Source organism: Halomonas sp. BMC6 (assembly GCF_964204995.1).
Taxonomy (GTDB): domain Bacteria; phylum Pseudomonadota; class Gammaproteobacteria; order Pseudomonadales; family Halomonadaceae; genus Vreelandella.
Genome location: NZ_CAXNSH010000001.1, coordinates 2,775,649 through 2,794,017 on the forward strand (window position 1 = coordinate 2,775,649; position 18,369 = coordinate 2,794,017).

Below are 18,369 nucleotides of genomic sequence, written 5' to 3' on the forward strand. Positions count from 1 at the left end.
TCAGCGGGCGTTTACACCATTGTTTGTGAAAGGGGTTCCAGCTTTCGCATGGACATCACATACACCAACAACGACGGGACGCCTGTTCATCTGGGCGGGTTTAAGGCTCGCATGGATGTTCGGCGATCACGAACCACCGACAGTCGACTTATCACTCGCCTAGAGACGGATAACGGCCACATTCAGATGCCCTCCCCTGAGACGGGCGAAATCATCCTGGCCATGCCCAGCAGCGAAACCTTGGATCTTCCTGAAGGGGAGTTCTTCTACGACCTGCTGATTTGGCAAGACATCATCCAGCCCGACTTTAGCGTCAACCGAGAGGTGGTTCGGGTGGTTGAGGGCAACTTCGTCATTCGCAGCGGGGTAACTCAGCTATGAGCGACGTAAAGATCAAAGTCACGGTGCAGAGCGACAACAAGGTCGTTCAGGTCGACGCCAGTCGAGTGAAGGTGGCATCGGTAGGCACTCAGGGCGTTCCAGGCCCACACATCATTTCTGGCGCAGTAGACACCAACCTCGACTCTCGTCAGGAGGGGTCGGTGATGGCGTTCAGCGAATCTTCTCAAAAGTGGGAATCCACCAACGAATTACGAAACATCAAGATCAACTGCGGGAGCTTTTAACGCATGAGCAACATCATTCAGATCAAACGGTCGCATACGACCAATGCACCGGCCAATCTCGCTGATGGCGAGCTGGCTCATTCGCATTTGTCCCGAGTGCTGTATATCGGGGATGGCGATAGTGTCCGCGCTATCGGCGGCGAAGGTGCCTTTATCCGTAAAGGTGGTGACACCATCACGGGCGACTTGGTAATTCAAGGAAACCTGATTGTTCGCGGTTCACAATCAACTATCGAGTCGAACACCGTCGCCATCGGTGACGCCATTCTTGAACTGAACCAGGATATGCCCGTTGACGGCATCGCCTCTGAGAACTCCGGCTTCCAGGTAAATCGTGGTGCCGAAGCTCCGGTCGCTTGGTTGTGGGATGAGGCCAACGACGTCTTTACCGGCAAAGTAGGCGCGGCACCGGCCTCTATTGCTGGTATGAAAGACATCGCGCTGTCCGGCACTCTGTCGGCCTTCGATGCGGCGCTAGATACCACGCTAAATGTCGGCACTGACCTAACAGTGGGCGGAAGCTCCGTCGTGTCTGGCACCGGTCGATACAACGGACGACTCACCACGGCAGCCGGTATCACCAACACCGGATCCGCCAGCTTCAACGGCACCTTTACTCAGACAGGCGGCAACTTCTCTACACGCGGTCTTTCTGATGCAGCCACAACGCGGAAGCTGGAAATCGACAACCTAAAAACGTCGATCCTAAATGCCGTGGAGCTGCAAAGCACCCTAAAGGTAACCGACACATTCACTTTCTTGGCAGGCGGTAGTGTTGCTGGCGTCGCCACATTTGCTTCGTTCGTCGACGTGATGAACCTGCGTCTTGACGGCAATACGCTTCGTTCTATCAACACTAACGGCAACATCGAGATTCTGACCGATGGCACCGGAAACGTCGTCATCGACCGTCTGGATGCAAACGGTGGCAACATCGACGGAACCGTTATCGGTGCGGCCGCCCCTGCGAACATCACCGGCACACGGATTACCGCAACTGACATCTTCAGCACTCGCGGTATTACCGACAACGCCACCTCCAAGCGACTCACGATCAGCAACACGCTGACCAGTATCAGCAATGCCCTCTCAGTAACCGGCGCTCTGACGCTGAGTGATGCTCTGAGCGTCACAAAAGACTCCGTGCTTGGCCAAAACCTTAGCGTCGGTGCCGCTCTGACTGTGGGCGCGGCATCCACCCTGACGGGTCGAGTGCAGTTGGGGGAGAACTTGGTCGGCGCAGGAACCTCTGCCAGCGCAATCGAAGGTTTCACCATTGACGGCGGCACTTTCTAAACAGAACCGGAGATATAGGGGCTTCGGCCCCTTTTTGAATAAGGCTTGCCAATGAACAAAGTCATCATCAAACATTCCACCGTTCCAGGGAAAATACCTACGGCTGCTGACCTGGCATTCGGTGAAATCGCTCTTAACATTGCCGATGGCCGCATGTATGCCAAGCGCCCCGATGGTGTCGTTGAGCCTCTAGCTCAGTCGGTAGACCTGAAGAGCTTCGGAACGATCTCAGCAGACGTCGGCTCTATGAGCGCAACCGGCCCTTCTCAGACGTTTTCTGTAAAGGGTGGAAGTGGCATTAGGATCACAGCATTAAGCGGCACACGCGAGCTGGTTGTGGCGCTAAACAACGCAGACGCAGCAACACTTGGCGGTCGAGCTTCTAGTTATTTCTCGCCCGCTACTCACCTTCACGATGATCGCTATCTCAAGCTACAGGCTCAAGGCGGTGATTACTACACGAAGGCTCAGGTGGATGGGAATATCAGTGCGGCTATCGACGCGCTGATTGGTGGTGCTGGTTCCGCCTACGACACCCTAAAAGAGCTTGAAACGGCGCTAAACAGTAGTGATAGCGCTATCGCCTCTATTAACGCAACGCTGGCGACCAAGCTGAACGCCTCCAGTTACACCGCTGCCGATGTCCTAGAGAAGTTGAAAACGGTTGATGGCGCGTCGTCCGGTTTAGATGCCGATTTGCTCGATGGTCAGCAAGCAAGCTACTACCTAAGCGCATCCAACCTAAATGCAGGCACAGTGCCGGTGGCACGTTTGTCCGGCATCTATGGCATTGGCATTTCAGGAAATGCGGCGACAGCCTCAAAGCTGGCAGCGCCCTACTCTCTAAGCCTCGCTGGCCACGCATCTGGCACCGTAAGTATGGATGGTAGCGCGAATGCCACGCTCACAGTGACCGTGGCGAATGACAGCCACACTCATGATGCTCGCTACTACGAAAAAAGCCTGTCTGACGCTCGCTACCATACAAAGTCACAAAGCGATGCCCGCTATACGCAACCCAGCCAAGTTCAAGGTGCGTTCTTAGATCGATTCGGTGATTATTTCGCCAGCACGGGGGACAACAACACCTCTAACCCTGGAGATACTGGATTGTGGGCGACAACACGACCCGGCACTCCGAATTTCCCAGGCTTTGCTTGGATCAAGACACAGCGAACCTACTCGAACACAGCCGCTTATCAGTTCGGCATCAATTACGAAAACGTGGCCTCTCCAGGCGTCCCGAAGGTTGCGTATCGCCTGAGAGGTAGCAGCGCGACAGCATGGGGCGAATGGGCGGAGGTCTTGTTCTCTGGTCATTCAGGTGACGGATCCGGTCTGACCGCTCTAAATGCTTCTAATCTAGCAACAGGCACCGTCAACGCTGCACGCCTACCTGCTGCCACCACGTCAGTTCAGGGTGCGGTTCAGCTTAATAACACCGTCACCAGCACATCGATCACTCAGGCAGCGACAGCGAACGCGGCCAAGATCGCTCATGATGCTGCGAATGACGCCAATTTCAACGCCAATAGTCGTGTCAGCAAAAGTGGCGATACCATGACCAACAAGTTGGTCATTAACAACGCCAACTATCAATCTCACCTCCAACTTGTTCGTGGCGACCTGAGCGTCGATATTTCACCAAGCACTGTTACCGGTGGCGAGTTGCGATTCGCTACGACTAATATCGCCAAAACAGTATTTGATACCAGTCTGGAGGCAACCAGCTTTATGGGAGGCTGGGCTGGTCTGGATTATGCGGCCATCTCAACGCGCTTGACGCTCAAAAACCCCTCAATACCGCTGAGCTTTGAAGATACCGCTCAAATTGGCTTTATTGAGCACGGCGATACCTACGGACTGCGCATTAGAACGCGAGTGGGCACCACTGGAACTGGCATTGCTGAAACGTTCACTGTTTCGAATAGCGGCGGCGTAAGCTGGACAGGTGTTGCGTCAGGTAACGGCTCAGGTCTGACGTCACTAAACGCCAGCAATCTCGCAAGTGGAACGGTGCCGATTGCTCGCATCAGCTCGACCAGCGCTCGCAATAGCAGTAGCGAAACTACCCTACTGCACGCCAAAGCAATGAACGATCATATTGCCTCTGGCGATCACGATAGTCGCTACGTGAACAAAGCTGGCGACTCTATGGGTGGTGATCTTTCTATTTCAAAGAACAACCCCTGGTTGACTCTAAACAGTGCCACTTCTGGCGCGAATGGTGTCGAGCAGGCTGCGGGCCTCTCTATCGGCGAGTCTGGCTACAAAGGCAATGCCGCGATGCACCTCACCTACACTGGCGATGGTCGCGGTTATATCGGGATGGGGACAGTTGACCCTCTGACCAGCATTCCTGCCAACGCGGCAATGCGCATGTTCTACACTAGCCCGAACGTTGAATTTCTGGGCACCGTTTCAGGCAATGGATCCGGCCTTTCTGCCCTGAATGCAAGCAGCCTTTCCTCCGGCACTATTCCCGACGCTCGGATCTCCGGCTCTTACACAGGCATGGCAAACCTGACAGGTTCAGGCAGCGTCGATTTTGCTCGGTTCTTGGGAAATGCTGCGGATACTGTCACGGCACCCTCCTTTAGCTGGACGGGCGACACCAACACCGGTCTATACCGCCCAACGACAGATACTATTGGTGTTGCGATTGCAGGAGTAGAACGGGCACGTTTCAGTAGTGCAGGTATAAGCGGTGTCGGCACAGGACTAACTTCACTCAACGCTTCAAACTTAACCACTGGCACGGTTCCAATTGCTCGTATTAGCTCCACCAGTGTTCGTAATAGCGCTAGTGAAACCACCCTGCTTCATGCAAAAGCTATGAATGATCATGTTTTGAGTGGTGATCACGATAGCCGCTACGTGAATAAAGCAGGTGATGTAATTACAGGCAAACTAATGCTTGCAGGTGATGGCCATCATTTAGGTCAGAACGCCAGTATAGCTTTGGCGCTTGGTGATGCAGATACAGGTCTCAAGTGGGTAAGTGACGGTGTTTTTGAGATACACGCTAACGCCCAAGCGGTAGCAAACATTACCCGAGATGCGTTTTCGTTAAACAAACCTTTGAACTTACTGACCAACACGTCTCTTGAAGGGACGATCAATGGTCTAAAAGTCACAAATGGAGCAAACGGCTTCCTTGAAATCGGCAACCGAAATGCCAGCTTTACTCATTACGGAAGCTCAACGGGCAAACACTATTTTTATGGCACCGTAGAGAGCCAAAGCGGCTTTATTGGAAGTGGAGCGGCTCTAACTTCGTTAAATGCCAACAACCTTGCCTCCGGCACGATTCCTGATGCACGTATTTCCGGCTCTTACACTGGTATGTCAAACCTGACAGGCTCGGGTAACGTCGACTTCGCCCGCTTCCTGGGTAACGCCTCTGATACTGTCACAGCACCCTCCTTTAGCTGGACCGGCGACACCAATACTGGTCTATACCGGCCCACTGCCGACACCATTGGTGTATCTGTAGCAGGCGTGGAGCGAGCTAGATTCAGTAGCGCAGGTATCAGTGGCGTAGGAACAGGGCTTACTTCACTCAACGCTTCAAACTTAACCACTGGCACAGTTCCAATTGCTCGCATCAGCTCTACCAGCGCCCGTAACAGCACCAGTGAAGCTACTCTGCTACACGCAAAAGCAATGAGTGATCACGTTGCAAGTGGCGATCATGACGGTCGTTATGTGAACAAAACAGGTGACACGATAACAGGCGCGTTGTTAATTCGCCCCGCTGGCAATGCCGTGATTGAGCATGGCCGAGTGGATGGGGTTGCTTCAACGCCTTTCATCGACTTCCACTCAAGCGGAAATAACATCGACTACGACAGCCGAGTCATAGCTAACGGAGGAAGCACCTCTTCTGGTAACGGCTCATTAACGTTCAATGCGAAAGGAGGGGTATCTTTTGATGGCATGGTGACAGTGCCATCTCTTCAGATCACGCCAGGAACGGGTATTGCGCTTGGAACGGCCACACCCAGCACGGCCTATAACATCAACATGAACGATACGTTCAGTGCCAACGGCACACGAGCGGCTATTTATTCAGTTGCCAATATCGCTGATGGCACATTGACCGGAAACCGAACGCATTACGGCATCTACAACTCACTGCGTAACGACTATCTTTCCACCGAAAGTTACACGCTCACTCAGCGAGCAGCTTTTAACGAAGTGGTCAACGGACCCGCAAACGACGAAGTGGCCACTATCAACACGGCCGAAGGTTCACGTAACTACGTGTTGAACCGCGCAAATGGCACGATTTCGAGCGCAATTGGCTGCTACAACTACGTTTTGACGAGCCGAGCGGGATCCACCATCACAAACGCCTACGGCTCCTACAACTACGTTCAGCATAGCCTTGGAACGATTACCAATGCTTACGCTGGGTATTTCCGTGTAGCAGGAACCATCACAGGTCATAGCTTCGGTCTTTATGTTACAGGGGAAGACAAAAACTACTTCTCTGGTAATGTCGGTATTAAAACCTCTTCGCCTACTGCCGAATTGGAGGTGGTCGGGACTGTCAAAGCGACCAGCTTTGTGGGTAGTGTTCCCTCTGCCAGCCTTCCGTCTAGCGTTGTCAACACTGACTCGAAATCGAACAGTGGCTACTTGTGGATTCATCGAAACTCGACTAGCTCAGCGCTATACATCACCAACCAATCCACCGGACGTATCGCAGAGTTTCGTTCCGGCTCAGGCGATGGAGCGGTTCAGTGTTATATCAACAACAACGGCTCTATTTTCTCCACCGACAACATTACGGCTTACTCAGATGCGCGATTGAAGACCAACATTCAGCCTATCAAAAAAGCGCTGGTTAAGCTGGAGATGCTAGGTGGTTACACGTTCGACCGGACTGATAAGCCAGGACTCAGACAGACAGGCGTAATTGCTCAAGAGGTTCTTCAGGTGCTTCCAGAGGCCGTTGTCGAGCAGGAAGATGGAAAGCTGGCAGTAGCCTACGGAAATATGGTGGGTCTACTTATTGAAGCCATCAAAGAGCTAAACGCCAAAGTTGAAACTTTACAGGAGCAACTAAATGCCGCTGCCTAGCACTGGATCCATATCAATGAGTCAGGTGAGGGCCGAGTTGGGTTTGTCCGGGGCGATAAGCCTCGGGCAGTCACAGGTGAGAACGTTGGCGGCAAGGCCAGATAGCGACGTTTCACTTTCGCATCTAAGGGGTAAGTCGCACTTTGCCGCAGCGACGCACACCGTCCAGGTCACTCAGTCAGGCTCTTACTCTACCGTTAGCCCCTATAATTTTTACTGGGACAATGGAAAAAGCACCTTTCACTCTATTTCACCTACAACACTGGCGGGAGCTGAAATTGCGCATCTAAAAATCGGAACCCCTTCTCTTCCAGGCAATAGCAGCGGCTCTATAAGGGAAGCTGCCAAAAACGACCCTTCCAAATACACAATGTATTGCATCAACTTTAAAACGGGCGGGACATTGGTAGCGGGCAATACGGTCAGATTGGGGACTCCAGCAGGTAGCATTAACCTTGCTGTTGTCTCGTATGCAGGGCGTCTCTATTTGGATGGCAGTTACGACATTATGGACAGATCAGTAACCGTCGGAACGTTTAGATCTCAAGCACTTTCGCTTTTAAAAACGCTTATTTTTGACAGCGAAGCGAGCGGTCAAGACGCAAGAATAGAGCTTGTAAAATTGTAATTGCCCTACTGGTCAACATTACGTGCGCCTGATATAGTAAGTAAACGCTTACTTACTAATGAGGGCGCAAAGATGAATCCACTACATGCAGTCGTCGCAATGCCAGTTATGCAGCGTATCGCCGTCAAAGTGGTTGTGGTGCTGGCGGAATGGCTGGTCGATAAGACCGAAAACAAGTTCGACAACAAACTGCTTGCCTCCATTAAGGACGCAGCAGGTCTGAAGTGATCCAGGCGGCCTAGTGCCGCCTTTTTCATAGGAAATTTGCGAATGCCTCGATCAAACCACCAGAAGCAGCAGAAGCGAAACGAGCGCCGTGCAGAACGGCGAAATCGGCGTCAACCGGAATACCAGGCTCAACCGGCGAACGACAATCACCGCGTTAAGGCTGGATCAGATGCCATCGCCGACGTCGTTCGTTTCCTGGCCGACGCCAAGACCAAACAGGCCAAAGAACCCGTCGAGGCGCGCTCAGAGGCTCAGGGCCACTACCTGATCTCCATGAGCCAAAACGACATCACATTTGGCATTGGGCCTGCTGGAACAGGTAAAACATTCCTGTCTGCCGCTGAAGCCTGCGAAGCGCTCATCGCCAAAGAAGTCGAGAAAATCATCATCACCCGTCCAGTATGTGAAGCGGAAGAAAATCTTGGCTTTCTGCCTGGGGATGTAGCAGAAAAATTCGCACCCTACTTTGCGCCGGTTCGTGAAGCGCTCGAAGAGCGGCTTGGCAAAGGCTTTGTGGAATACCTAATCGGCACCGGAAAGATCGAGATTGCACCGCTGGCCTACATGCGGGGCCGCACCTTTAAGAACGCCTTCGTGATTTTGGACGAGGCACAGAACACCACACCCAAGCAAATGAAGCTGTTTTTGACCCGCTTGGGTGAGAACGTGCGAGTCGTCATCAACGGCGACAGCACTCAGCAGGACATTCGCGCTTCGGTCAACGGTCTGGATGACGCCAAGCGTCGCTTTAGCCGCACCCCTGGCTTTGGGTTAGTTGAATTTGAGGCCAGCGACGTTCGCCGCTCCGCCCTGGTTCAGCGCATTGTGGAAAGCTACGAGCTGACCCCAGACCCGATTGCAGTGTAGATGTAAAAGCGCATCCAAGGATAGCGCTAGATCGAGCAGAGAAGCGTCCCTGAGCGCGTTCGTATCCGACACAGTGCGATGATATAGAGGAGACGGAACGGAGCTTATACGCGAATTCTGAGCGATCAACCCACTAAGCCCCGGCAATACGTCCGGGGCTTATCTTTCGCGAGCGGCCTCCGCCGATTGTTTGATTTCGATAAGACGACTAAGCAGTTCGATTTGTTCGGTGATGTAGGGAACCATCCTGTCTTCCGCGTAATCCCGACCATCCTCTTTTAGCCAAAGACGAAACTTTTGCACCATGACTTCCGGTTCGATTCCGGTCAATTCTAAGCCGGTAGCTGGGTGCTGAAATCGTGACAGCCCATCGTATTGCCTTGCCAGGAGAACAGCCCCTTTCTTGAGTAGGTCGTCTGATAACTCTCTTTCTAGCCCCTCGCTTTTGATCATATCCGCCACTAGCACAAACTCTCTTGTCCGACCGTCACCATACTCAGAAGCAAAGCCGCCAGGGTGTCGCATCGCAAGAGCCAAGGCAGTTCGGTAGATATTCACTCTTCCAGTTTCGAGCTTTTTGATAGCGGTCTCAGCATTTTCAATCGCCATCTCTGCACTGTTCGTCAACTCACGCAACTTCACGCTGCTACCGAGCAGACTCAGCTCTGACAGGCGCGACCATTGAGCCAGAATGAATCCGGTCACGAGAGCGAGAGCAAATAGACTGACGAAGGATCCGCCCGACAAATAGCCAAAAATCAGCAGGCGGTAGCCTAAGAAGACGATTATTAGGGCTAGAAAGCACGCAATGACCGCCCTGACGTAATGCCCGCCGCTTCCTTTTTTCTGACTCATACCACCTCCTCTCTGTAAGTAATAATTAAGAATATCTTCGGAAAGGGTATTTATATAGATGGACTGAGGCATTCAATACAAAAACTCTGCCTAGCTCATCCTCGGAACGGACGTCTCGCCTCCGGCTCGCGTTCACTCTCTCGATTCACTTTTACTACCGTGTTTTTCGCTGCTAGTGTAAGATCTTCGGATAGTAAGTCACAGCTTACTTATAAAGGGTAGAGACATGGCAGCCAAAGCACGAAGAGACTATGCCGTTCACGATATGGCCAGCAAGCCGGTCAAGCATGTTCCGCTTGCCGACCTTCCTGAGAACCTACGGGATCGATACCGTGGACGCAAAGGGATATTTCTGTATGAAGACCTGAAGACATCGGACATGGATGAGGTTGTCATGGAAGTCATTCAGCGCCCTCTTCTCCTTCGTGAATCGGAGCTGATGACAACGAAGTGGTTCGACTACCGGATCCTTCACCCCTGGCAGGCCACCGCGCTGTTTCTTGAAGCATACCGCTCAGAACACGCCTGGATTATGCGTAAGCGGGAGGACATCAACTCTCACTGGTTTCACAAGGGCATCAAGGCCACTTCGCTCTGCAAAACGTCGCCCACTCAAATGACGGCAATTTGGAAGGCCCGCCAAGCTGCGGACTCCATCGGGGTGCCTTACGACTTTTACTGCAACGTGCTTCTGGATTGGGCGGAAAAGCGCAATTGGACGCATCTGCCGCGAGTGAATCAACTGTATCTGGAAGACCACATAGCGGTCGTCAAAGAAGCCTTTGAAGACAGAGCCAGGACAAGACTGTTTGTAGCTACCGAGCCTTGCTATCGCCATGACGCAGGCGATGAGCCGCATCAGACCGACTATCGACGCTTTTTGCAGGAGCAAATCAAGCGTCGTTCGGCACCCGAGTATGGCGTTGCCTCGCTGATTTTTCAGCACGAACATCTTTCTGAAGAGCAGGCCAAACAGCTCTTTGGAGAAGCTGTAACCCGCTCAGCGCTTCGAGCGGCCCGCGACCTTTACGCGGAAAAATTTACGCAATTAGACCAGTAAGCGCTTACTTATAATAGATAGCGCATCAATCACGCATCACATGAAGGAAAGCCCATGAAAAGCGAAAACCGCCCTGTTTTATCTGCGAGCTTTAATACTCGTCGTGTTGATCTCGGCAAGGTCTCCAGTCACGAGACCAAAAAGCCTGCTAAGCAGGGCAACCGTCGGCAACTTGAGCAGCATGAAGCCTCGCTGGTTCCTCTGATTCGTAGCAAGACGCCAATCAACATCGTCATGATCGGCGGGGAGCGTCTGGATGAGGTCTGCGTGATTGGCTTTGATCGCTACTCCATCGCCATCGAATATGACGGCTTCCGCGAGACCGTCTTTAAATCCGCCATTGCACGCATCATTACCCCAGCAGAGGTTTGATGTCAGATGAGTGTCGCTCATTCGGTCATTGAGACTATTGGAGCCGCCACAGCGGCTCCTTCTGGCACAGGCGTTCCCTCGCCTTTCACGCCAGAATTTGAGCTTAAAATAGTCAGCCACACGCTGCGCGACACTTCGTTCTTGCAGCAGTGTGAAGACTTGGTGGATCGCGACTTTTTCTCTGATGCGTCTTCGCGCTTTTTAGTCACAGTCGCCAAAAACCACTACAAGAAATACGAAAGCGCCCCCAGCATCCGAACGCTGACGTCCTACGTTCAAAGTGCTGTGAAGTCGGGCAAGGTGAAGAAAGAGCTGATCCCAGACATCAAGCAAACTCTCAAGGAGGCTTATGACGAGCCTCTATCTGACCTGAACTACTTGATTGAACGGGTTACGACGTTTGCCCGTCACAGGGCGCTACAAGCCGCTCTGTTTAAAGTGGTCGAGGATATGGAGCGAGCTGAAAAGCTGGGCGTCGACCTGGACTACGGTGTCGTTGAGCGCGAATTTCAGTCAGCGCTGATGACCGGCTCAAATGATGCCAACAACGGCTACGATTATTTTGAGCGGCTAAGCGACCGGACAGAGGCTCGTGAGGATAGAGCGTCAGGTAAGATTGACCCCAGCGAATACAGCATCACCACCGGCTACCCTGCTATCGATTCGCTGCTCTACCACAAGGGCTGGGCGAGAAAAGAAATGGTGGTCTTTATGGGGCCACCTAAGTCGGGCAAGTCAACAGCACTAGGTCAGTTTGGTATCAATGCCTGTCGTGCCGGTTTCGACGTTCTCTATGTCTCCTTGGAAGTAAGCGATCTGGTCTTGGCTGACCGCATTGACGCATCGTTATCCAGCGTCGCTATGGCGGAATTGACCGACAAGTCTACTTTTGTAAGGGATGAAATCGAGAAGCTGTCGGGATCGTGCGGGAAATTCATGCTGCATCAGTATCCTACGATGACATTTACGCCTAAGCAGCTCGCTCGTTTGATCGAGTATTACAAGGCTCGGGGCGTGGTGTTCGATATGATTATCGTGGATTACGGTGATATTATGGCACCCGATTTCCGCACTCCCGACCCCATCGAAAACAGCAAGTCTATATACGCCGGACTGCGTGCTATAGCCATGCAATATGACGCTGCTTTGTTGACAGCGACCCAAACGAACCGTGACGGTGCTCGTAGCTCTGTAGCCACGATGACCGACGTCGCCGAGGACTTTAACAAGATTCGGATCGCTGACTTGGTGATCTCAATCAACAAGACCGAAGAAGAGAAAGCAGCACAAGAGGCGAGGTTGTATTTTGCCGCCTCTCGTAACCAGCGTGGCGATATAACCATTCGCATCAAACAGGATTTGGAAAAGATGAAGTTCCTTACCAAAATCCTCGATGTATCATGAATTTATGTCATTAAATACGGAGTTTTCAATGGCACTTAGCGATAAAGAGAGAGCGCAGTCCAGAGCGCGATCTGGCCGCTATCGTGAAGGCAAGACCACTCTGTCCTTCACCACGACGCCTGAGATTAAAGAGTCTCTGAAGTCAATGGCTGAAAAATACGGCTACAAGAGCATCCGCGAGTTCATGGAGGCGCTTGCGCTGGGTCATGCTGAGCTAGACAAGCAAGACATACAGTAGAGGTATGAGGGGCTATGTGCCCCTCAACCCCACCCCAGTATAAGTAATTCGTGACTTATTGTTTTGTCTGAGGCATATTTGCCAAAACTGGTCTCATCACCAGAACTATCGGAGTTAGCAATGAAAGATCGCCAACTTTTTAAGCTCAAGAAGCCGTGTGCCAATTGCCCTTTCCGCAATGATGATCAGGCGATTGAATTGGCCCCAGGGCGTCTGGAAGACATCGCCAGTGAAATCACCAGTGGCGACGGCAAAGCATTCTTCTGCCACAAAACGCTCAGCGGCGAGCGTGACGATGAGTATGAAGAGGAAGGCTATTACCCTGGCGAAAAAGATGCCGTCTGTGCAGGCGCTTTGGCTTTCCAGATCAAGCATGGCCGAATCCCCATCGTTGCTAGATTTGCCTTCATGACTGGCGAAGCGAAAGTGGAGGATTACGAGGCGCTTTTTGACCGCATCATTTCACCGGAGGATGTTCTGTGACTTCCTCTCTACAAGCGCTCAACAGCGTCATTCAGGCGCGAAATTCAGTCAAGAACACCAAAGACGAGAATCTTTGGCCGCCTTTATCCAATGCAAATTGGAGAGATACCCTCAAAGGCATTTCGATTGAAGATTACCTGTCGAATTACAACTCGATGAAGACAGACCTGCATTTGCCGAAGTTTCGGGAGCTGGGAGATTCATCAAAGGTGTATTTGGAGTTGGCTAGACGGTTCGGCAAGAGCCATTTTGCTCACAAAATGGACGAGTGGCTTCGATAAGACCACAGCGCTTTATATTCTATGCCGAAAAAACGCTGATAACATTTAACTTGTTCAGTAAGTAACAGGTGACTAACTATCATGGCGAACTTTAAAAAACTACTGGATGATCTCGACCTTCGGGACTATCTCGATACGCAAGGTATCACCTACAAGACATCACGCTCTCGTAAAGGCACACAGCTTATCGTTAGAGACTGCCCTGTCTGCGGCAGTGATAGCTGGAAGGTGTATCTCAACGAACAAACGGGCCTGGGAAATTGTTTTGCAGGTGACCATCCCCCTGGAGAGAACTTCAATAAGTGGTCGTTCATCAAGGCGGCGTCGGGGTCAGCGACGAATAAACAAACCATCGATCACATCGAAGGCTACATGGACGCGCAAGGGTTCATGGTGGAGCGTGTTCGCACTGAAACGACCTTCAAGGCGCTATCTGGGCTGCCTGAGCCACTTATTCCCTTGCCAGCCAAAGACGGGGGTATACCCACTTACCTGTTCGACAGGAATGTGTCGGCGAAGGCATGTGGCTACTTTAAGCTCCACTACTCCAGCGAAGGCATATTTCGCTACAAGATGGATGGCTATGACCGGACGCAGGATTTTTACCATCGCGTTGTGATTCCGGTATTCGACATTACCGGCAAACTGAAGACCTTTCAGGGTCGAGACGTCACGGGAAAACAGCCGGACAAGTATCGATTTGCTGTCGGAATGCCCGCCTCCGGGGCATATCTCTACAACGGGCACAATGCTCTGGGCAAAGCGCATGTGATCGTTGGCGAGGGTGCTTTTGACGTGTGGTCGATACAGCAATTTCTCTGGTCGCAAGGGATGGATGATGTCGAGGCCATCGGCACTTTCGGCAAGCACCTCTCTCAAACAAGCGACGAAGGTGAAGATCAGCTCTCGGCATTTCTGATGCTGCGAGATGCCGGTCTTAGGTCGGTGACGTTCATGTGGGATTCAGAGTTAGCGGCGATACGCGACGCCCTGAAAGCGTGCGACTTGCTTAGTCAGTATGGCATTGCTTGTCGAATGGCGACGCTACCACCTGGCATTGATCCCAACGACGCCACCCCTGCTGAGCTTGGTAAGGCTATTGCTCAAGCGCAGCCCTACTCGAAGGCGCTGCAAATGAAAATGCGCTTAAAGCTGCTGTCGCCCCAGTAGTCTTTTTTTTAAACTGAAACAGTAAGTAATGACTTACTTCCCATAACAGGAGAAATTATGATCGCCTCACAAGTCAGCTCTGACTTTACGAATGAAGATAAGCTGGTCGTTCCCATCGCGTCCGGTCGGCTGGTCGGTGAATTTGACGAGCATCCTAGTGTGGCGCTGTTTGGCGCAGTGTCGATCCACAACGAGCTTGGCAGTAATAAATCCGTGCTGTTGCCGCTATATCGTCCTGAAGGCGAAGCGAGCTTGCTAGCGGCAGCGTTGGGACAGGCAGCGCCGGGATCAGTCGATTCTGTGAAGCCCGAGTGGTTCGGGTTGGCCTGCACTAACTCGGCCTCTGGCAGTCAGCGGGTCATCGATGGAACGATGAAAGCCATCGTTACCTCAATGGGGGCCGATACCCCCATCAATCGATCCTTCCAGGTCAACTTGCTGGTCGACAAAAACGAAGATCTTTCTCGCAAACAGCCTTCAGCCGCTATCAAAACGATCAGCTACGAAATTCTGAGTGGCGATGCGGAGGCTGACCTTGCCACTTATCGTCGTGTCTATCCGGCAGATGAGTTTGTTGAGAACGGTCACCTACTGGAAGCCGTATTGAGCTGCACAATGATGCCTGCGTGGCAGTGCAAAAACTTTGATATGCCCTACTCCATTTGTCGGGATGTCCGATGGCTGGGCGCTCAATACCTCACCAAAAACACGAAAGGCAACTTGTTCCCTCAACTGCTGCCGGTGATTGAAAACACGCTCCGACAGGCACGAGACCGTGAAATGCAAGGCATGAATGAGCATTGGGGAGCGCTTGGCTTTCTGTCGTCTGCACGGAAGGGGTAAGTCGTGAAAAAGAGAAGGCTGCCTCTTTCGATGACTGGCGACAATATGTATTCCTTTGACTGTGAGACAACTGAAAGGACGTGCAATTACACCGTCTGTCAGCACACGGTTTGGGCGTTTAAAGAAGGTCGATTGCGAGGCTTTGAAGATTGTCGCGAAGCGATTGAAAAGCGCACCTGTCCGGCCATCAAAATGATGTTGGAAGAGCGAAAAGCGGGTAAGTCACTCTATTTCTGCTCATACGAGGCGCGGGTCAAAGAGCGGGAGCGGATGATGGCCGAAAGTGCCGCAGCCGAGCGCAATCAGTGGCGCAAAGAGCGAATGATCGCTTCGAGCAAGAGCGCCCTGGACAAAGAGGAATTGAAACGCCGAGACATGGAGATTAAGGCCAAGCTCGACGCTGAGCGGGGCGAGGCATTATCGCCAAAGGCAGCGCGACGCACAGAGCTTCCCGAGCCAGGTATGGATACCGGCAATATGTTCGCCGAGATCGTCAATTCGATGACCTCGGAGTAATCAGAGAGCGCTTCCAGCCCTGACAGTTCGCAGCGATACTTAGCGAAGGAAACAGGATAGGAAGCGCACTATGAGCCACTTTGTAATGTTTTTGAGGGCCTGCGAGCTGATCAACATGATCATTGGCAAATTGGCCATGTTGATACTTAAAGGCTTGCTGATGATGCCCATCTGGGTAATTGGGTTCGTCGTTTATTTGGTCATGTTCAAGGAGGGCTAAGTGCTGACATCCACGATAACGTTATTGAAATTGGTCTACCTGCGGCGACGGGCTACTGCCCTGGTCACGACCATCTATGCCGAGCTGGAAGGCTCTAGCTGTGGTCATCGATTAACGCTTGAGCTTAAACCTCGCCTGTGGCGTATGGCACGCAAGGCGGACAAGTTGATGGATGAGGTCGAGCGCCTGGATAGCTCAGCCAGCATGATGCGGGTGACGCCTCTGTTGGAGAGCTTTTCTAAATGAGTCGATTGCAAGAAGAGTTCACCAAGCGTGAGCGTCAAATGAAAGGCTTTTCAGTCTTTGTTTACGCACTCATTTTGCTGGGGTCTATCGCCAGCTTGGGCCTTGTTACGCTTGGCATTACGCTGATGATGATCGTTTTGAAGTCTGTCGAAATACTTTGACACCAGCACAAAGCGCGTTATTTTTTAACTGCAACACTAAGTAACAACTTACTTTCATAAAGAAGGGAAATCCCATGAGCACCACTACTCGTCTCAACGCCGATATTCGCAAAGCGATTCTGAACAACGCCATCAAGATGACTCTTTGGGTCAAGCTCAATGAGGCTTTGATGGAGCAATCTTCGCTGGCAGAAGAAGTTCGCCAATTGAGCTTTGGTGGCAAAATCGCCGAAGTGGAAGAGAAGCTCAGTAAAGCCCAGGATCAAGCGGAGGAGCTGTCCGCCTTAACTGGTCAGTTGGTTTCTGTCAGCCACACCTATCTGCGAGGTTCTTCGCTGACCGCAAACATCGACGGGATGCACATTGACCTCCCCTTCGCGGAATCTTATCGACTACTCATTCATGAGCTGAAAGACACCAAGCTCAACTATCGAGCTAACGACACTTATAAGATCTCGGAAGGCATTTATCACCGCACTCGCGTCGTCGTGAAAGACGAAGCCCTCAAATCGCGGGTGATGAAAAACGTAGAGCTAATTCGGTCATTAGAAGAGACCGCATCGACGGTGATTCCCACCATTGCCGCTCTACTTCGCAAAGCCCCCACTCTGGAGAAGCTGATTCAGCTATGGCCAGAAGTGGAGCAATACATCCCTGAAGACTTAACCGCTTCATCGAAGCAGGTAACCAACCTGCCCATTTCGATCAGCGATCTAAACAACAAGCTGGCGTCATTGGCTGCCTAATGAACAAGCGCTTTGTTGTTATCTGTGTGGCTGTCTTGGTGTCGCTGCTACTGCTGTTCTACGTCGCCAAGACGCTGAAGTTGCTGTTGTGGCTGTTGGCCGCCATTGGCCTCTATGCCGTTTATTCCGTTGTGACCGATAAGTTCGAAAACCTGAAGAGGAAGTTCTGATGAAAAAGCTGACCATTGCTATGGCCGTTGCTGCTGCCCTGTCCTGCTCTGCTGCCGCTTACGCGAAAGACGTGGTGATTACCGCTGGAGTTCAGGGTGGAACCTACCATGACGTTTACGGCGTCAATTTAACCAACATCCTGCGTGAGCAGCGCATTTCGGCGGAAGTCCAGGCTTCTCGTGGCTCAGTAGAGAATCTTGAGCGAATCAACGCGGGGGATGCTGATGTGGGTTTTACCCAAGCAGACGCCCTGGCCGCTTTTCTGCGGAGCAATCCGACTGCGCATCTGGAAATCGTCGGTGCGCTCGGTCAGGAGTGCGTTTACATGGCCGCCCAAAAAGATGGGAAGGTTGAGGATGACGACGATCTAGGCGAAGAAGGCGTTCGCGTCGCAATCGGTGAGCGAGGAACAGGCTCGGCGGAATCCTGGGGCTTCATGCGCACCCTAGAGCCTGACTATCAGGAAGCCAGCGTTTACTACCAGGGCGGCATCCGCACGCTGGCTCAAGTCAAGACCGGCCAGATGGACGCCTTCATGTGGGTGACGTCCCCTGACAACCGCAACCATCGCTTCTTTGAGGCTGTAATGCAGCCAGATAGCGGCTTGGTGATGATCGATGTGGATAGCCGAAAACTACGGGGTGAGCTGCCCAATGGCGAAGCGGTTTACACCCTGCGCGACGTAACGATTGCAGAGGGCTTCCTGTCGGACACCGAAGTTCGAGTCCCCTGCACCGACGTTTTAGTTGTAGCGCGTGGCGACATGGAGGATGTAGCCATAGAAGCGGTGGCGACAGCAGTCATGATGAACACCAATCGAATTCGCGGAAAATAGTAAGTAACAACTGACTAACTAGGCCGTCACAAGGC

The 18,369-nt window shown here is 52.2% G+C and carries 23 protein-coding genes; 22 read left to right on the forward strand and 1 reads right to left on the reverse strand.

What is annotated here, in order from left to right; genetic code table 11:
• Window positions 1-48 precede the first annotated feature (48 nt).
• From AB6K10_RS13455 to AB6K10_RS13485, 7 genes are all read left to right on the forward strand, one after another.
• On the forward strand, window positions 49-381 hold the full coding sequence (locus AB6K10_RS13455) for a hypothetical protein (protein WP_339118986.1): 333 nt from the start codon (window positions 49-51) through the stop codon (window positions 379-381).
• Entirely contained in the window at window positions 378-626 is a 249-nt protein-coding gene (locus AB6K10_RS13460) for a hypothetical protein (RefSeq protein ID WP_339118987.1), read from the forward strand. The genes AB6K10_RS13455 and AB6K10_RS13460 overlap by 4 nt, the downstream gene beginning before the upstream one ends.
• Window positions 627-629: 3 nt before the next feature.
• On the forward strand, window positions 630-1,922 hold the full coding sequence (locus AB6K10_RS13465; protein WP_339118988.1) for a hypothetical protein: 1,293 nt from the start codon (window positions 630-632) through the stop codon (window positions 1,920-1,922).
• Between the two features lie 51 nt (window positions 1,923-1,973).
• Complete coding sequence (locus tag AB6K10_RS13470) at window positions 1,974-7,010, forward strand: tail fiber domain-containing protein (protein ID WP_339118989.1); 5,037 nt, start codon at window positions 1,974-1,976, stop codon at window positions 7,008-7,010.
• Window positions 6,997-7,638, forward strand: a complete 642-nt coding sequence (locus AB6K10_RS13475) for a hypothetical protein (protein ID WP_339118990.1) — start codon at window positions 6,997-6,999, stop codon at window positions 7,636-7,638. Before AB6K10_RS13470 ends, AB6K10_RS13475 begins: the two co-directional genes overlap by 14 nt.
• 72 nt (window positions 7,639-7,710) lie before the next feature.
• Entirely contained in the window at window positions 7,711-7,866 is a 156-nt protein-coding gene (locus AB6K10_RS13480) for a hypothetical protein (RefSeq protein ID WP_339118991.1), read from the forward strand.
• A 42-nt stretch (window positions 7,867-7,908) separates the two neighbouring features.
• Window positions 7,909-8,733: a PhoH family protein gene (locus AB6K10_RS13485; RefSeq protein ID WP_339118992.1), complete on the forward strand. Its 825-nt coding sequence runs from the start codon at window positions 7,909-7,911 to the stop codon at window positions 8,731-8,733.
• Window positions 8,734-8,892: 159 nt separating this feature from the next.
• Here the strand turns inward: AB6K10_RS13485 and AB6K10_RS13490 are convergent, their stop codons facing one another.
• Window positions 8,893-9,588, reverse strand: a complete 696-nt coding sequence (locus AB6K10_RS13490; RefSeq protein WP_339118993.1) for a hypothetical protein — start codon at window positions 9,586-9,588, stop codon at window positions 8,893-8,895.
• Window positions 9,589-9,814: 226 nt separating this feature from the next.
• Between AB6K10_RS13490 and AB6K10_RS13495 the strand changes: the two genes are divergently transcribed.
• The 15 genes from AB6K10_RS13495 (at window position 9,815) to AB6K10_RS13565 (ending at window position 18,334) form a co-directional block, all read left to right on the forward strand.
• Window positions 9,815-10,648 carry a hypothetical protein gene (locus tag AB6K10_RS13495; RefSeq protein WP_339118994.1) on the forward strand — a complete coding sequence of 278 codons (834 nt, stop codon included), beginning with the start codon at window positions 9,815-9,817 and terminating at the stop codon, window positions 10,646-10,648.
• 54 nt (window positions 10,649-10,702) lie between these two features.
• On the forward strand, window positions 10,703-11,020 hold the full coding sequence (locus AB6K10_RS13500; protein WP_339118995.1) for an RNA chaperone Hfq: 318 nt from the start codon (window positions 10,703-10,705) through the stop codon (window positions 11,018-11,020).
• A 6-nt stretch (window positions 11,021-11,026) separates the two neighbouring features.
• Window positions 11,027-12,424 (forward strand): DnaB-like helicase C-terminal domain-containing protein, encoded by a 1,398-nt coding sequence (locus tag AB6K10_RS13505; protein WP_339118996.1) that lies wholly within the window; start codon window positions 11,027-11,029, stop codon window positions 12,422-12,424.
• A gap of 28 nt (window positions 12,425-12,452) precedes the next feature.
• Window positions 12,453-12,662: a hypothetical protein gene (locus AB6K10_RS13510; RefSeq protein ID WP_339118997.1), complete on the forward strand. Its 210-nt coding sequence runs from the start codon at window positions 12,453-12,455 to the stop codon at window positions 12,660-12,662.
• Window positions 12,663-12,740: 78 nt separating this feature from the next.
• Window positions 12,741-13,145, forward strand: a complete 405-nt coding sequence (locus AB6K10_RS13515) for a hypothetical protein (RefSeq protein WP_339118998.1) — start codon at window positions 12,741-12,743, stop codon at window positions 13,143-13,145.
• Window positions 13,142-13,426: a hypothetical protein gene (locus AB6K10_RS13520; RefSeq protein WP_339118999.1), complete on the forward strand. Its 285-nt coding sequence runs from the start codon at window positions 13,142-13,144 to the stop codon at window positions 13,424-13,426. Before AB6K10_RS13515 ends, AB6K10_RS13520 begins: the two co-directional genes overlap by 4 nt.
• A gap of 81 nt (window positions 13,427-13,507) precedes the next feature.
• A complete protein-coding gene (locus AB6K10_RS13525) occupies window positions 13,508-14,596 on the forward strand; it encodes a hypothetical protein (protein ID WP_339119000.1) in 1,089 nt (362 codons plus the stop codon).
• Window positions 14,597-14,653: 57 nt separating this feature from the next.
• Window positions 14,654-15,439 (forward strand): hypothetical protein, encoded by a 786-nt coding sequence (locus AB6K10_RS13530; protein ID WP_339119001.1) that lies wholly within the window; start codon window positions 14,654-14,656, stop codon window positions 15,437-15,439.
• A 132-nt stretch (window positions 15,440-15,571) separates the two neighbouring features.
• Window positions 15,572-15,955 (forward strand): hypothetical protein, encoded by a 384-nt coding sequence (locus AB6K10_RS13535; protein ID WP_339119002.1) that lies wholly within the window; start codon window positions 15,572-15,574, stop codon window positions 15,953-15,955.
• Between the two features lie 70 nt (window positions 15,956-16,025).
• Window positions 16,026-16,175 (forward strand): hypothetical protein, encoded by a 150-nt coding sequence (locus AB6K10_RS13540; RefSeq protein ID WP_339119003.1) that lies wholly within the window; start codon window positions 16,026-16,028, stop codon window positions 16,173-16,175.
• Complete coding sequence (locus AB6K10_RS13545; protein ID WP_339119004.1) at window positions 16,176-16,421, forward strand: hypothetical protein; 246 nt, start codon at window positions 16,176-16,178, stop codon at window positions 16,419-16,421. It abuts the gene before it with no gap.
• Entirely contained in the window at window positions 16,418-16,582 is a 165-nt protein-coding gene (locus tag AB6K10_RS13550) for a hypothetical protein (RefSeq protein WP_339119005.1), read from the forward strand. The genes AB6K10_RS13545 and AB6K10_RS13550 overlap by 4 nt, the downstream gene beginning before the upstream one ends.
• A 74-nt stretch (window positions 16,583-16,656) precedes the next feature.
• Window positions 16,657-17,328 carry an Nmad5 family putative nucleotide modification protein gene (locus tag AB6K10_RS13555; protein ID WP_339119006.1) on the forward strand — a complete coding sequence of 224 codons (672 nt, stop codon included), beginning with the start codon at window positions 16,657-16,659 and terminating at the stop codon, window positions 17,326-17,328.
• Window positions 17,328-17,498 (forward strand): hypothetical protein, encoded by a 171-nt coding sequence (locus AB6K10_RS13560; RefSeq protein WP_339119007.1) that lies wholly within the window; start codon window positions 17,328-17,330, stop codon window positions 17,496-17,498. Before AB6K10_RS13555 ends, AB6K10_RS13560 begins: the two co-directional genes overlap by 1 nt.
• On the forward strand, window positions 17,498-18,334 hold the full coding sequence (locus AB6K10_RS13565; protein WP_339119008.1) for a TAXI family TRAP transporter solute-binding subunit: 837 nt from the start codon (window positions 17,498-17,500) through the stop codon (window positions 18,332-18,334). Before AB6K10_RS13560 ends, AB6K10_RS13565 begins: the two co-directional genes overlap by 1 nt.
• The last annotated feature ends 35 nt before the right edge of the window (window positions 18,335-18,369 follow it).

Bases quoted from the DNA above. Each gene is read 5' to 3' on its own strand.
- AB6K10_RS13455 (WP_339118986.1), top strand. From the start codon at position 49: ATGGACATCACATACACCAACAACGACGGGACGCCTGTTCATCTGGGC.
- AB6K10_RS13495 (WP_339118994.1), top strand. From the start codon at position 9,815: ATGGCAGCCAAAGCACGAAGAGACTATGCCGTTCACGATATGGCCAGC.
- AB6K10_RS13490 (WP_339118993.1), bottom strand. From the start codon at position 9,588: ATGAGTCAGAAAAAAGGAAGCGGCGGGCATTACGTCAGGGCGGTCATT.
- AB6K10_RS13460 (WP_339118987.1), top strand. From the start codon at position 378: ATGAGCGACGTAAAGATCAAAGTCACGGTGCAGAGCGACAACAAGGTC.
- AB6K10_RS13500 (WP_339118995.1), top strand. From the start codon at position 10,703: ATGAAAAGCGAAAACCGCCCTGTTTTATCTGCGAGCTTTAATACTCGT.
- AB6K10_RS13550 (WP_339119005.1), top strand. From the start codon at position 16,418: ATGAGTCGATTGCAAGAAGAGTTCACCAAGCGTGAGCGTCAAATGAAA.
- AB6K10_RS13470 (WP_339118989.1), top strand. From the start codon at position 1,974: ATGAACAAAGTCATCATCAAACATTCCACCGTTCCAGGGAAAATACCT.
- AB6K10_RS13485 (WP_339118992.1), top strand. From the start codon at position 7,909: ATGCCTCGATCAAACCACCAGAAGCAGCAGAAGCGAAACGAGCGCCGT.
- AB6K10_RS13530 (WP_339119001.1), top strand. From the start codon at position 14,654: ATGATCGCCTCACAAGTCAGCTCTGACTTTACGAATGAAGATAAGCTG.
- AB6K10_RS13565 (WP_339119008.1), top strand. From the start codon at position 17,498: ATGAAAAAGCTGACCATTGCTATGGCCGTTGCTGCTGCCCTGTCCTGC.
- AB6K10_RS13465 (WP_339118988.1), top strand. From the start codon at position 630: ATGAGCAACATCATTCAGATCAAACGGTCGCATACGACCAATGCACCG.
- AB6K10_RS13475 (WP_339118990.1), top strand. From the start codon at position 6,997: ATGCCGCTGCCTAGCACTGGATCCATATCAATGAGTCAGGTGAGGGCC.
- AB6K10_RS13540 (WP_339119003.1), top strand. From the start codon at position 16,026: ATGAGCCACTTTGTAATGTTTTTGAGGGCCTGCGAGCTGATCAACATG.
- AB6K10_RS13480 (WP_339118991.1), top strand. From the start codon at position 7,711: ATGAATCCACTACATGCAGTCGTCGCAATGCCAGTTATGCAGCGTATC.
- AB6K10_RS13555 (WP_339119006.1), top strand. From the start codon at position 16,657: ATGAGCACCACTACTCGTCTCAACGCCGATATTCGCAAAGCGATTCTG.
- AB6K10_RS13505 (WP_339118996.1), top strand. From the start codon at position 11,027: ATGAGTGTCGCTCATTCGGTCATTGAGACTATTGGAGCCGCCACAGCG.
- AB6K10_RS13525 (WP_339119000.1), top strand. From the start codon at position 13,508: ATGGCGAACTTTAAAAAACTACTGGATGATCTCGACCTTCGGGACTAT.
- AB6K10_RS13510 (WP_339118997.1), top strand. From the start codon at position 12,453: ATGGCACTTAGCGATAAAGAGAGAGCGCAGTCCAGAGCGCGATCTGGC.
- AB6K10_RS13560 (WP_339119007.1), top strand. From the start codon at position 17,328: ATGAACAAGCGCTTTGTTGTTATCTGTGTGGCTGTCTTGGTGTCGCTG.